13 protein-coding genes and 2 pseudogenes are annotated in these 13,723 nt (G+C 40.8%); 4 read left to right on the top strand and 11 right to left on the bottom strand.

Annotated elements, in window-relative coordinates:
- Positions 1 to 13: 13 nt before the first annotated feature.
- On the bottom strand, positions 14 to 403 hold the full coding sequence (gene ylbD, locus JCM19033_RS03035; RefSeq protein ID WP_054635225.1) for a spore coat protein YlbD: 390 nt from the start codon (positions 401 to 403) through the stop codon (positions 14 to 16).
- Positions 404 to 564: 161 nt separating this feature from the next.
- On the opposite strand from ylbD, the gene JCM19033_RS03030 reads away from it, so the two are divergent.
- Entirely contained in the window at positions 565 to 1,065 is a 501-nt protein-coding gene (locus JCM19033_RS03030) for a PaaI family thioesterase (protein ID WP_054635224.1), read from the top strand.
- 49 nt (positions 1,066 to 1,114) lie between these two features.
- Here JCM19033_RS03030 and JCM19033_RS03025 read toward each other — a convergent pair whose 3' ends face one another.
- Both JCM19033_RS03025 and JCM19033_RS03020 read right to left on the bottom strand, forming a co-directional pair.
- Positions 1,115 to 2,440: a CAP domain-containing protein gene (locus tag JCM19033_RS03025; protein ID WP_054635223.1), complete on the bottom strand. Its 1,326-nt coding sequence runs from the start codon at positions 2,438 to 2,440 to the stop codon at positions 1,115 to 1,117.
- A 168-nt stretch (positions 2,441 to 2,608) separates the two neighbouring features.
- Entirely contained in the window at positions 2,609 to 3,037 is a 429-nt protein-coding gene (locus JCM19033_RS03020; protein WP_054635222.1) for a CBS domain-containing protein, read from the bottom strand.
- A gap of 206 nt (positions 3,038 to 3,243) precedes the next feature.
- Here JCM19033_RS03020 and JCM19033_RS03015 point away from each other — a divergent pair, with 206 nt between their 5' ends.
- Both JCM19033_RS03015 and ytvI read left to right on the top strand, forming a co-directional pair.
- Positions 3,244 to 3,597, top strand: coding sequence for a YugN family protein (locus tag JCM19033_RS03015; protein WP_054635221.1), 354 nt, complete (start codon positions 3,244 to 3,246; stop codon positions 3,595 to 3,597).
- A 243-nt stretch (positions 3,598 to 3,840) separates the two neighbouring features.
- Complete coding sequence (gene ytvI / locus JCM19033_RS03010) at positions 3,841 to 4,824, top strand: sporulation integral membrane protein YtvI (RefSeq protein ID WP_374701190.1); 984 nt, start codon at positions 3,841 to 3,843, stop codon at positions 4,822 to 4,824.
- 403 nt (positions 4,825 to 5,227) lie between these two features.
- Here the strand turns inward: ytvI and JCM19033_RS03005 are convergent, their stop codons facing one another.
- The 6 genes and pseudogenes from JCM19033_RS03005 to cyoE all read right to left on the bottom strand — a co-directional run bounded on the left by JCM19033_RS03005 (position 5,228) and on the right by cyoE (position 11,088).
- A complete protein-coding gene (locus tag JCM19033_RS03005; RefSeq protein ID WP_054635219.1) occupies positions 5,228 to 5,788 on the bottom strand; it encodes a DUF420 domain-containing protein in 561 nt (186 codons plus the stop codon).
- 435 nt (positions 5,789 to 6,223) lie between these two features.
- A complete protein-coding gene (locus JCM19033_RS03000) occupies positions 6,224 to 6,463 on the bottom strand; it encodes a cytochrome C oxidase subunit IV family protein (RefSeq protein WP_269757938.1) in 240 nt (79 codons plus the stop codon).
- 110 nt (positions 6,464 to 6,573) lie between these two features.
- A complete protein-coding gene (locus JCM19033_RS02995) occupies positions 6,574 to 7,191 on the bottom strand; it encodes a cytochrome (ubi)quinol oxidase subunit III (RefSeq protein ID WP_054635218.1) in 618 nt (205 codons plus the stop codon).
- A gap of 1 nt (position 7,192) precedes the next feature.
- Positions 7,193 to 9,066: pseudogene (gene ctaD / locus JCM19033_RS02990) on the bottom strand (cytochrome c oxidase subunit I).
- Positions 9,067 to 9,092: 26 nt separating this feature from the next.
- A complete protein-coding gene (coxB, locus tag JCM19033_RS02985) occupies positions 9,093 to 10,121 on the bottom strand; it encodes a cytochrome c oxidase subunit II (protein WP_054635217.1) in 1,029 nt (342 codons plus the stop codon).
- A gap of 67 nt (positions 10,122 to 10,188) precedes the next feature.
- Entirely contained in the window at positions 10,189 to 11,088 is a 900-nt protein-coding gene (gene cyoE, locus JCM19033_RS02980; protein WP_054635409.1) for a heme o synthase, read from the bottom strand.
- A 463-nt stretch (positions 11,089 to 11,551) separates the two neighbouring features.
- On the opposite strand from cyoE, the pseudogene JCM19033_RS02975 reads away from it, so the two are divergent.
- Positions 11,552 to 12,411, top strand: a pseudogene (locus JCM19033_RS02975) (heme A synthase).
- A 91-nt stretch (positions 12,412 to 12,502) separates the two neighbouring features.
- Here the strand turns inward: JCM19033_RS02975 and eis are convergent.
- On the bottom strand, positions 12,503 to 13,138 hold the full coding sequence (gene eis, locus JCM19033_RS02970; RefSeq protein WP_269757961.1) for an enhanced intracellular survival protein Eis: 636 nt from the start codon (positions 13,136 to 13,138) through the stop codon (positions 12,503 to 12,505).
- A 74-nt stretch (positions 13,139 to 13,212) separates the two neighbouring features.
- Positions 13,213 to 13,665 carry a GNAT family N-acetyltransferase gene (locus tag JCM19033_RS02965; RefSeq protein WP_054635215.1) on the bottom strand — a complete coding sequence of 151 codons (453 nt, stop codon included), beginning with the start codon at positions 13,663 to 13,665 and terminating at the stop codon, positions 13,213 to 13,215.
- Positions 13,666 to 13,723: the final 58 nt, after the last annotated feature.

Raw genomic sequence — 13,723 nt, 5'->3', positions numbered from 1 at the left:
TTTTCCACCTCTTTTAAAACCATCTAAATGAAAAGGGATCTTCCGGGCCTCTTTGAGGGGGCTGTGGCGGCTGCCGCTGGAACTGCTGAAATAATTTCTGTACATTCCCCATTACACCGCTAAACTGGGAAAGATTTTGCTGTAAATCATGCATATTGATCCCATTTAAGCTTTTAAACAGCCCACTAATCATATCAGACTGACCGCCAGAAGTACTTTCTTGCGGGTCGCTTTCTTTTTTGTAAGGCGACCACTCTGCAGCATCAGATCCTAATACAACCCAGTCCTGGTATAAATGGTTCCACGTTTTTCTTCCTTCTCTTACTTCTTTTATAAGCAATGGATGGCTTTGAACAAATTTTTTGAACTCCTCTACCGATGGATGAAGTGACTCTTTTTCCATAACAATTCCACCTCCCGTAAAACATATCTCATGCTCTTTGACTTCTTCTCTTCTATAATTTACGCCCTCCTGTTTTAAGAAGTGCGCCCAATTTTTGTTTTGCTTTGAAATTACATGCTACAATATCGATAATCGGTAAAAGCATAGAAAGGAAAAGTCGAATGGAAAATAATCTTTCTCACGTTTTACGTAATGAATTTGAAGACTTTTTAGCGCAAAGCAGCAAAGAAGACCAGGAGGTTCTTTCCAGCTTTTTAAGAGGCCTTAGGGAAAAACAAAAGGGTAATTACGTGTCTTATATCGGAAGCTGGCTTGAAACTGAAAGAAGGTTTCTCGATGACGGCACGTACGAGGTATCGATCCCTATAAAGCCATCCATTATGAACGCGTTAAATATCGTGCATGGGGGAGTAACCGCGACTCTTTTGGATACAACAATGGGAAGCATGGTAAATCTAAGCCTTCCTGAGGGACAAGTTGCCGTGACACTGGACATGAAAGTAAACTACATAAAGGGTGGCACAGGTAACAAACTCCGCTGCCAAGGGGAAATCATTTCTCGGGGGAACAAAGTGTGCGTGACAGAGGCGAAAGTTTTTAATGACGAAAATAAAGTGATCGCTTTGGCAACAGGGACTTTTTATGTGTTGCCTGCAAAATAACAAAAAGGGTGCCAAGTATGCTATGAAAGCTTCCTGGCACCCTCCTTTTTTACCAAGGAGTAAGGAAATTCTGGGTATAATGTCTTTCGTACACTCCTACACCAAGATGGGAGAAATCTTCGCTTAATAAATTTACTCTGTGGCCTTCACTATTTAACCAGCCTATTACGGCTGAGGTTGCATCAACATACTGTGCAGCTATGTTTTCTCCGGCTCTCATAAAAGAAACATCTCCTGCTGTCATACGGTCCTGAAGAGCTCCAGAAGTTGGAGAGTCGTGGGCAAAGTAATTATTTTGAGCCATATCCTCACTATGCAAATAGGCGACTTGTGCAACCTCCTCATCCCACTCCAGAGGGTCTTTTCCGAAGGATTGCCTGATAACATTTGTAGCTTCAAGAACTTGCTGCTCTGCTGCCTCTTCCACCGGCCTCCACTCTTCTCGACCCCAATTAGGTCTTTCTTCTAAAGAGCCCCGGTACGTAATAGAATAAGGCCTATGGTTAACGATTGTTTCACTATTTAAATATCTAACACCAATAAGTCCGTCATCTATCGTATCAAAATATAGCTGTGCCCATATCCCATCTTCGAGCTCTACAAGCGGCCTGTCTGCTGCCTCTTGTTCATCTGGATGAAAGGTAAAAGAACCGTCATCCGTTTCTACAGTCGGCTCTTCTTCCACCTGAAGATGATTTTCAACTTCACTTCGGCTCATGCCTGCCTGAAGGGGAGCAACTGAAGCTTCTTCACCAAGAGCAAGAACAGTTTGAACGACGTTATCCATAATCCCGACAAGAATATATTCTTGATGCTCCTGATTCAAATAAACATGAACGTTATAGCCATAAAGAGAAGGATCCACCCTTTGAGCTTCGCCAAGTAAGTTTTGCACTGCCTCTTCACTTTCACCTATAAGACTTTGCAAACTGTCTTCAGCAATTGTTTCTTCTTCTTCAAGGTGTTCAGACTCAGACTGTTGCTCCTCGTTCCCGGTTTCTTCTTCGGAAATTTCTTCTTCATTGGAAGCTTCTTCTTCAGAAGCTTCATCTTCCTCTGTTTGTTCGGTTTGAGTTTCTTCCTCCAGCACAGGCAGTATTTCCTGCAAATTAAGTTCATCTATAGTAAGCCCCTCTAAATCTATGGACTCCAGATCAATCTCATCTAAGTTTATATTATCTCTGGTTTCACCCAGGTTACTTAATAAATCTTGAAGGGAATCTTCCATCGTCATTGATTCCTCAGGTATTTCTGTTGAAGTGTCCTCTTGGCCTTCCTCGGCAGGCATAACCCATTCCGGCCAGCCTAGCTGCCAAACAAGCACCCCAAACGTGATTCCAAATACAATAAAGATAAATCCAAGTTGTCTGAACATCCTTTGACTCCTCTCTTCCACTGCACTACTAAGGAGAACAGCTTCCCCGCTTAATTCCTTTTCTATTCTCTATTAAAACATTTTTATCGGTGTCTGCGCCACCCGTTATACATACCAAAAAACCGCCCATAAATATAAAGGCGGCTCTCCTGGTAATAATACTAAGTTTTAATGATGCACTTCCGGTCTTTCTGAAATCTCGCTTAATGCAAAGGAAGCTTCATCCGCAGTAGTCCTTCCAACTGCCAAATCACCCAGTGCTACAATCCCTACAAGCTTTTGATTCTCCACCACAGGAAGTCGTCTTATTTGTTTCTCTGCCATCATCCTCGCAGCTTCATCTACTGACATTGACGGTTCAGCTGTGATTAAATTCTCACTCATTATGTCTGATACTGGGGCGGAGTTCGCTTGTTTTTCAGCAATACAACGGACAACAATGTCTCTGTCCGTTATCATTCCCATTAGATTTTGATCTTGAACAATAGGTATAGCTCCCACATGAGTGTTTTTCATTTTAACAGCAGCGTCGTATACCGTGTCCTCCGGTTTACAAGTTTCTACCCCGGTGGTCATGATATCTTTTAAAGTATCCAAATTTCTTTCCTCCTTTATCGATAAAAATGATACGTCACTTATAATCCCTCGAAAGTAAAAAATCATACACCTATAGTGAAGGTTAACTTCAAACGGCAGACAGTACAGGTGTCATAAAGTTTCCATACTAATGCGTTGCATCTTCTCGGTAAACATACTATGATAAAGAAGGATAACAGGTTATTTAGACATAGGAGGGACAGAAAATGAAGATCGAAGGCTTTGATATTCAGGAGCAGGAAGTCTCCTTTGGAAAGCTACACATGGTTATTGAAGAAAATGGTTTCGTTCATTCTGAACAATGGGATTATGAAAGAGTGACGTTTGATTACAGATTTTTAGACAAAGCTGAAGATGCTACGTACTATCTTCGTATACCAGCCTACAGTGTAAGTGGAGAAATTGGAAAAGAAGATACAAGAGTGAAACTGATGACTCCTTATTTGGGCCGTCACTACTACCCCCACGGTGTAGAATATGATGAGGAATTCCCGGAGAAAATCGTAAACAAATGCAAACAAAAGCTTGCAGCAATCGAAAAAGAACTTAAGGAAGACTAATTTTTGAATAGTCATGCTACATAATGTAAGCCAAAACTTCAGGAAAGTAAAACCGGATGAAGCATTTTTCACCCGGTTTTTTTGAAATATTTTCCTTTCTTTTTTGTCCTCAGTTTTTGTCACACAACACTGAGACAATGATCTATATGTGTCAAGAAAGGGGACTACCATTGTCTGCGCTGCTTAATAAAAAATACTGCTTACCATATTAACAATAATTATTGTGGGGTTGCAGCATACTTTGTGCTGCCTGTCTCCCTTCCTATTATCTTAGCTTTATTAACTGCTCTTGCACTTTCACCGGTAGTCCGCTTTATGACCGACCGGTTGAGAGTCAGGCGCAACCTCGCAGTCATGCTTGTCTTTACAATTTTTGTCTGTTCTATTGGTATCGGAGGGTACATCCTCGTTACACAGGCTGTCACGCAAATCGTTGATTTTGTAGAGAATCTTCCAGCTTACATCAATGATTTAAACCGGGCATGGCTAAATTTCCAAGCCAATTTAGAAAACACATATGAAGATCTGCCTCCAGAGTTTGTTTATGAAATTAACAGCCAGGTAACACAAACATTGAACAATCTTCGTCTCGAATTTACTGACCGTAACATTATTACTGACCTTACATCCATTGTTGCATCCATACCAGGGTATCTTGTCACATTTATTGTTTATCTTATCGCTTTGTTCTTATTTATGCTTGAGCTTCCTCGTTTAAGCAAACAGGTATATTCCTTTATGAGCGACAAGACAGAAGAAAAGGTTAAATTTATGACTTCCCGCCTTTCTTATGTGGTAATTGGATTTTTTAAAGCGCAGTTTTTGGTTAGTATTATTATTTTCGTTGTGACATTTATTGGTCTGTTGATTATCGCGCCTGACGTTGCTTTAGTTATGTCATTAATCATATGGCTGATCGATTTTGTTCCAATCATTGGTTCCATTGCTATCTTGGGACCATGGGCACTCTTTCACTTGATCGCCGGAAATATCGGCCTTGGTTCACAGTTATTAATCCTTGCTGCCGTCCTTTTAATTATCAGGAGGACTGTAGAACCTAAGGTGATGGGGCACCACATCGGACTCTCCCCTCTTGCCACGCTCATTTCATTGTATATTGGCCTTATGCTGTTTGGGGTCATTGGCTTTATTGTTGGTCCTCTCATTGTGATTGCCTTTACTTCTGCAAGAGAGGCAGGGCTTATTAAACTAAATTTTAAAATTTAAGCTTCTCCGCTGCTTCTCCAGGGGTGTTTCTATTCTTTTACTGAACGTTGGGTGATAGAATCTAAAGGAAGTATTAGGTAAGAATACAATCATTTAAATCCAATAGAAGGATCACGTTTTTTCTGAAAAAAGAAACAGGCTGTTGAGTATACATTTCTCAACAGCCTGTTTTTAGGATTACCTGAATTTTTTCAATGGCAGCAGCTCTTCTCCTCAACTAATGATGTAATCATTCTCCTCTCATTAATAAATGTGACACCCTGTTCAATCTTCACTTCAATCGTCTGGCAGAGGAAACACTTCTTTATTTAATAATGATCAGCAAAAAAACCCCCGCCTTTTCATAAGCGGAGGCTTCTCGACACTATGCGCCTCTCATTGGGAATGGCGTTATATTAATCATTTAGTAGTAAGGTGAAATCATTAAATAAACCAATACACCTGTAATACTTACATACAGCCATAAAGGCATTGTCCAGCGGGCAATCTTCCTGTGCTTATCTACTTTGTTGCTGATCCCTCTGAAAAAAGAAAGCAAAGCCATAGGTACAATGATAATTGCTAAAATAATATGGGAGATAAGGATAAAATAATAAAAGCCCGCATACAATCCACTGCCCCCAAAAGCAGTTGACTCAGCCAGAAAATGATAGGTTACATAGGTTACTAAAAACAAGGAAGTAGAACCAAATGCAGCATAGATAAATCTTTTATGCATTGTAATATTCTTTTTCAAAATAAAATAGAGAGCAGTAAATAAAAAGACAGTGGTAAAGCTATTAAAGATGGCATTCATCATTGGTAAAATCGTAATATCGAAACCAACATCACCGCTATACCCTTCCATAAAAAACAACACAGCAACCAAACCATTAATGGCGACTGTTAAAAACACAATAAGAGGAGTATAATTGCGTTCTTTAGCAAGGGCACCTTCTGCTCCTTTATTTTCAAACTGATTCATCGACTATCCCTCACTTTTTCATATTTCCACATCCTATTATACACTAAGAAGGAAACCTCCACCTAGGGTATTCTATAACAAATAAGTGAACATCAAAACAAAGACATTACTCTGCTGCTGCCTTTGTGCCTAATCCTTTTTGACATGACTTTAGCACGTTTATTGTTGGTTTATGTAAAAAACGCTCACTTGCACGTAAAGCTACACGTCAACATCCATTCATGCTTCCTTTCCTTCGCATACACGATATCTTCTATGCCTGGGTCATTGCAGCCGCTTTCTCGGTGCGCGGTCTTCATCACCTGCTATTCCCCAATAGTCTAGGGCCATTATCTACCATCAAATGACTTATCCATTAACTTACTCCTTTAACAGATCCCTATGGTAGAAAAAACCCCCTTCTGCTTCAGCAGAAAGGGGTTTCTCCATCTTAACTTAATATTTCACGACACCAAGCAATAGGGATAAGGCAATTAATGTAGGAGTAGCTACAAAAATCCCTGCCACCATAAAGGCATTTGGCCATGCATGGTTTTTATCCTTCAAATGCATGAAGTAGAATAGCTGCAAGAAAAACTGAACTGCAGCCAGCAACAGAATAAAAGGAATAACAAAGTTCTGAGGGAATACATCACTTCCTACTGCAAGAAACGCAAGCAATGTGATAAAAATCATGAAAGCAAAAGCTGTAATTTGAATGTTTCTTTCGCGATCAATCTTTTTTCTTTTCCTGTTTTGTCATTGCACTTTTTTCAAAAGACTGAGATAAGTGTTCTGCCATCGCATTAACCTCCTATTCCCATAAGATAAACTACTGTAAAGATAAATACCCACACTACATCAATAAAGTGCCAGTATAAACTAAACAAGTAAAACTTAGGTGCATTTGTCAATGTAATGCCAGCCTTGCGGTAGCGGATCAACAACGTAATAATCCAGAGGAGACCGAAGGCAACGTGAGCTCCGTGCAAACCTACCAATGAGTAGAAAGCAGAAGCGAAGGCACTCGTTGAGAAACCAAGTCCGTAATGATAATATTCCACAAATTCGTAGATTTCTAAACCAATGAACCCTAGACCAAGAAGAACAGTTATCCATAGCCAAATCATCATGGCTTTGAAGTTATTCTTCTTCATTGCAAACATAGCAAGCACACTCGTTAAAGAACTTGTTAAAAGGAGCATGGTCATAATAAAGACCAGGGGAAGATGAAACAGGTCTGCAGAAGCTGGCCCGTCACCTACGCCGCCCCGAAGTCCGAGATAAGCACCAAAAAATGTTGCAAACATTGCTGTTTCTCCGCCCAGGAATACCCAGAAGCCTAGAAACTTATTCTTTCCCTCGAGAGTCGCTTTCTCAGGGTTGGAGGGTAGACCTTTTGACACATCAATTGCATCGGCCATATTAGCTTACCTCCTTTTCTATCTCTTTCACGCGCTCGACTGGGATATGGTAACCATGATCCTCTTTGATGGAACGGACAAACATAGCACCAAAGGTGACTACACCGCCAGCTACAGTAACAGCGATGGCTGCTACATCTGGAACGTCCATATTAAACATGATAAAGCCGAATCCCATGATAAAGAGACCTAAACTTATGATAAATGGAAGGATTGAGCCGTTTGGCATATGAATATCCTGCAGAGGTTCTGCTGGTTTCATCTTTCCATCACCATGGATTTTCTCATAAAACAACGGATCTAAAGAACGCACTTGCGGAGTTTGTGCAAAGTTATACTCAGGTACCGGAGTGTTAGTTGCCCACTCAAGAGACCTGGCATCCCATGGATCTGCCACAGTAACACGCTCAGATTTAAATGCTGAGTAAATCACATTAATAACAAGGATAATTACACCGGCACCCATCATGAAAGCTCCAATGGAAGAGATCAGGTTATAAAAATCCATTCCTTGTCCTTCTAAGAATGTATAAACACGACGCGGCATACCAATAAGACCGAGAATGTCTGAACAAAGAATGTTAAATGGAAACCAACATAGAATACCCAGAAAAAGAGCTTTCCTAACGTTTCATTCAGCATATGTCCAAACATTTTTGGATACCAGTAGAACAAACCAGCAAATATACCAAGAACGATACCACCTACAACAATGTAGTGAAAGTGAGCTACAACAAAGTAAGTATCATGATACAAATGGTCAACAGGCGCCATGGCAAGCATAATTCCTGTTACACCGCCAAGAACAAATGTCGGTACAAAGGAAGCCGCACAAAGCATGGCTGTTGTAAAACGAATCTTCCCGCCCCACATCGTAAAGAGCCAGTTAAAGATTTTGATACCTGTAGGTACGGCAATCGCCATTGTTGCAATCGCGAAAATAGAGTTTGCAATTGGTCCAAGACCAACGGTAAACATGTGGTGAGCCCAAACCATGAAACCGTAGAACGCAATGATTAATGTTGCAAATACCATTGCTGTGTAACCAAACAGTCGTTTCCCAGAAAATGCTGGAATAACTTCTGAAATGATACCGAAAGCCGGCAAAACAAGAATATATACTTCCGGATGACCGAAAATCCAGAAGATATGCTGCCAGATCAGTACGTTACCACCCATGTCAGGTGCAAAGAACTGGCCGCCAAACAAGCGTTCAAGCATCAGCATGGCCAATCCAGCTGCAAGCGGTGTAAATGCAAATACAATTAAGATAGATGTAATAAGAGACGTCCAGCAGAACAATGGCATTCTCATCATTGTCATACCAGGTGCTCTCATATTAATGATTGTAACTACAAAGTTAATACCGGATACTAATGTACCGATACCACTTACTTGCAGTCCGAGTACGTAGAAATCAAGACCTAAATGGCCGTATTCATTTGTCGACAGGGGAACATATGCAGTCCATCCTGCATCAGGAGCTCCTCCAAAGAACCATGACAAGCTTAAAAGCAAGCCACCAAAGAAGAAGATCCAGAAACCGAGGGCATTTACAAATGGAAATGCCACATCCCGAGCACCAATTTGCAGCGGAATGACAAAGTTCATAAACGCAAATAGTAATGGTGTTGCTGCTAAAAACAGCATGATGGTACCATGCATCGTTATAAATTCGTTAAAGGTTTGACCACTAATAAACTGCATTTCCGGATACATAAGCTGAATACGCATAAATAGCGCCATGACACCAGCTTGTACAAAAAACAATGTACCGGCAATCAGGTATAAAACACCTAATTTCTTATGGTCAACCGTGGTCAGCCAGTCCCAAAGAACGCTTTTGGACTGAGTGTCAGCAGTTGTACTAGCCACTGGGTTTACCTCCTTTATATATTATTTTATTCTTCTTCATCCATTACGCTTAGTTCCATAAGGTAATCTACAAGCGCATCCATTTCTTCCTGTGGCATATCTGGATATTCAGGCATATTGTTGCCTTGTTTTAACGCTTGAGGTTCACGAATCCATGCCTCAAGGTTTTCCTCATTCATTTCAAGGTAGTTGGCAATCGTTTCACGGTCGCCAAAGTTCGTTAATGTCGGACCTGCTGCAGAACCGGAACCGCCGATCGCGTGACATCCAATACATCCTTGGTCTTCAAAAACTTCTCTTCCCTGGTTAGCAACTGTTTCTTCAAGTTCCTCTTCAGGATCTTCCTGCATGCTCTCTACCCAAGCATCATAATCATCTCTTTCAAGAGCAATAAGTTTAAAGTCCATCAGAGCATGAGAAGGACCACAAAGCTCAGCACATTTCCCCATGTATACTCCTGGTTCATCTGCTTCAAGCCATAAGGCGTTCTCTACTCCTGGAAGGTTGTCCACCTTACCGCCGAGTGCCGGCACCCAGAATGAGTGAATTACATCACTGGCATGAAGATTAAACGTTACTTTTTCACCAACTGGTATGTACACATCATTAGAAGCAGTAAAGCCTTCCTCATAGTCAAACTGCCACCAGTACTGATGACCAGTCACATCAATGACTACCGCATCTTCATCTCCTTCTTCCGGCTCAGTATCTGCCAAAAGAAACGTACCTGTTAATGTAGGAATAGCCAAAACAACTAGTAATAAAATAGGGATAACTGTCCAAGTAATCTCCAGTTTATGGCTTCCTTCTACCTGCTCAGGTATTTCATTATCTCCAGGTTTTTTTCTGAATTTCACTACAGCTATGAAGAACAAGGCAAATACAACAATAATAACAAGAGCCATTACATACAAGCTCAAAATCATGTTGTCAAAAATCCATTGAGACTGGGGTCCCATTGGATCCAAGGCAGTCATTCTCTGCTCACCACAGCCTGCCAGGAACAAAAGCAGTGCCGTTAAAGGCAGAAACCTTGAAAAGTATTTCCACATCATGGAATCATCAGACCTCGCTTTCTTTTTTAGTTTTCATACATTTATCTTTGTATTATGGTCACCATCCTTAGATATGAACAATGACCATAAGCACAAACAAAATTGTTAGATAGTTTAAAGAATATACAAACATCAGACGTGCCCATTTAATGTCATCTTTCATCTTAAACCCATAAATGCCTAACGCGAACCACCCAATGCTTAGTATAGCAGCAACGGTAGTATACACCCAGCCAAAAGGATAAAGAAGCAAAGAGATTGGAATGAGGGCTGCTACATAAACTACCATTTGTCTTTTTGTTACTTTAAACCCGGCTACCACTGGAAGCATAGGAATACCTGCATTTCTGTATTCTTCCACCCTCTTCATAGCCAATGCTAAGAAGTGAGGCGGCTGCCAGATAAACATAATGGCAAAGAGAACCCACGCGTAATGATGAAGGCTTGGATCTACAGCGGCCCACCCAATTAAAGGAGGCACAGCTCCTGAGACACTACCCACAATCGTGTTAATAGAATGAGTTCGCTTTGTCCACATTGTATAAAGGACAACATAAACAAAAAGACCAATCATACCAATAATGGCAGCTACAGGTTCTACCAATAACAGAAATAATATACCAAGACTCGACTGGGTAATACCGGCCCATAGAACATTCCTTGCGGGCATACCGTTCACAGTTGGACGATCTTTGGTACGTTCCATTAAATGGTCAATATCTCTGTCAATATAGTTATTAAGAGTACAACCTCCTGCCATAACAAGTCCTGCCCCTAGTAACGTAAGTATCAGAATATGTAGATTCTGAGTCAAACTGAACCCTGTATACACTGAAGCTAGGAAAATACCTGCGAAAGCAGTTATTAAATTAGAAGAGACAATTCCCATTTTGGCAAGGGTAACATAATTTTTCCACGATTTCACTGATGCATCTTCAGTCACTATCTCCTTCGGGTGCTCCAGCACCTTTGTTGACTCAAGTACCGTGTTTGTCTTACTCAAATCCGTTCACCCCCCTTAAAAATTACGATCAGTTCCTTATAACCTGCAGTTGTAGTTAACTAAATGAAGCAGGAAGTAAGCCCTTACCTAGTTTATCAGTAACTAAGATGCAGGAAAATGAAAATTTTATTTCACCTAAGGAAACCAGCATTATTGTGAACAACAGCTGCCTTGCATAAAAAGGCACATTGACTGTGCACTACAGACATTATAGCTTAAAATCTTTTTTGTTTCATTACTTTCCTAAGTTTCACAGTTTCTTCACATTTCTTAAATTCCAAACAAAGTTCATTTTTAGGAAATTGACTTTTCCCTGCAATATTCATACCATTAGAATGGTAGTTTTCGTGTTGTTATAAATACAGATTTAGGGGTGAATACCTTGAATAAAGGGTTAAAAATTTACGGGGTCATTACATCAATCGGGATGTTAATTGTCCTTTTACAAGGTGCCCTGGTGACAAAAACAGAATCAGGCGATGGGTGCGGGTCAACCTGGCCCCTTTGCTTTGGGGAAGTTGTGCCGACCTCTCCTGCTGTTGAAACCATCATAGAATACAGCCACCGGCTTGTATCGGGCCTTTTAGGAATCATGGTTATTATATTAGCCTTCTGGGCATGGAAAAAATCCCGCACATTAGGGAAACAAAATTCATGGCAATTATGGCTGTTTTATTTATTATTTTCCAGGGTCTTATGGGCGCTGCTGCAGTAGTATGGGGACATTCTGACATCGTTCTGGCCCTTCATTTCGGAATTTCTGCCATTTCCTTTGCTACTGTTGTCTTGTTAACCGTACTTGCCTTTGAAGACGGACGCCGTTCACCTGCTCCCCAGGTCACAAAAGGATTCCGTAATTATTTAATTTTCGTATTGGCGTATTGTTATGCAGCCATTTACACCGGAGCCTACGTTAAGCATTCCGAAGCTACATATGCTTGTCAGGGGTTTCCGCTGTGTAATGGCCAGGTCATACCGGATATGAGCGGTTCGATCGGGTATGAGATCGGCATTCATTTTGCTCATAGAATTTTTGGGATGCTTCTATTTGTCTTCCTGCTTATATTAATGATTCTTGCCATCAAGCACTACAGCGGCTCAAAAGCTATTTTATGGTCAAGTATTCTGGCATTTATTCTGGTGATCGGGCAAATAACCGCAGGTGTTTCCATTTTATTTGCAGACAGTTATTTGACACCCGCTCTTTTCCACGCTATGATCATTTCACTTTTATTTACAGTACTAAGCTATATGGTTATGATTTCAACCAGAAAGCCGAGTATATGACTTAAATGTCTCCTAAATAAGTTGAACCCCCTCCTTGAGGGGGTTTTTTGTAAGAATACCATGCCTAGTGACATTATTTCCAAATACTTCATTATTTAAAAGAAATCATATAAAAAGGTGTAAGAGGAGGAAGCATGGCTTTGAATCCTCTGATTTCTGCTTCGTCTCCTGTTAGTAAACCGGCATTTACTGCATCTTCCACAGATGTATAGCCCATCAGAACGGAAGAGAGGGTATTAATCGTGCATGCTACCCCCTTGCCTTGTTCCACTCTCCTTACGAGGTTTTCTCCCGGATCATGCACCTCAACCTTAAAAGAACCGTCATTCCAAGAGCAGAAGTTATCCGTTACATGGATAACAGCTGCCCCTTTCTTTATAAACGGGTACGTTTGAAGCAACGAAAACACATCCACAATTCTTCCCATAAAATAGGATTCCCGCTCCTCCTTTATGTGAGGGTTTACAAGAAGAAGACGGGACGGATCATCTATGGCAGCCTTCATTACCATTTCATCAATCATGGAATCATGGTTTGCAAGAAAATTCCATAATCCTTCCCTGGACTCATTCGTAGTATGCACAAACTCATGTACGGTAAGGGTTCTTTCTTTAACCTGATAGATAAGATACCCTTCATCTTTCCCCTCTGAGTTTGTAAAGACTGCTATCTGTCCTTTTTTTCTTTTGAACACAAATTGTTTACACCAATCTTCTGTCCTCTCAATAGCCCCTGCATAGTGTTGGGCAAAAGATTGGTAGATGGTGTTCAGCTCCTTCCAGTCTTCTTTTGCTAATCTCTTTATTGTACCTGTTGATTTCCCATCAGGAATTGGCAGTTTATCTTTGGGAATTGTCCATTTTTTTGTGTCAGCAGAGAGCTCCCAGCCATACTTTCTATAGAAAGGAATAGAAAAAGGGTACAAAAAAGACAAAATATGCCTCTGTCCTTCATGTCTTTTAATGAAGCTGCAAGAAGCTGACTGACAAGCCCGTTTCTTCTTTTTTCAGGCCAGGTCGCCACCCCGGAGACTCCACCGGCAGAAAGTTTATGTGGCCCGATATATACTTCCATAGGAAGAATGGTTAGTTTACTGTAGATTTCATCTTCTCCTGCTGCCACCCATACGTTTTCTGGGTTAATAAATTTTTTGCGTTCTTCCAGCTCTTCACTGTTCATTTCTAATTGAAAGGCAAATTGGCCAAGCTCCATTACTTGATCTATTTCACTTGTTTTCATTTTTCGTATTTCCACACTCAGTCACACTCCTGAATCTTCTCGTTCACTGTAAGCAAAAAGGCAGCAATCATCT

The sequence above is a fragment of the Thalassobacillus sp. C254 genome (assembly GCF_001310615.1).
Note: the sequence above shows the minus strand (reverse complement) of the source record. Positions and strands in the feature narration are given on the sequence as shown.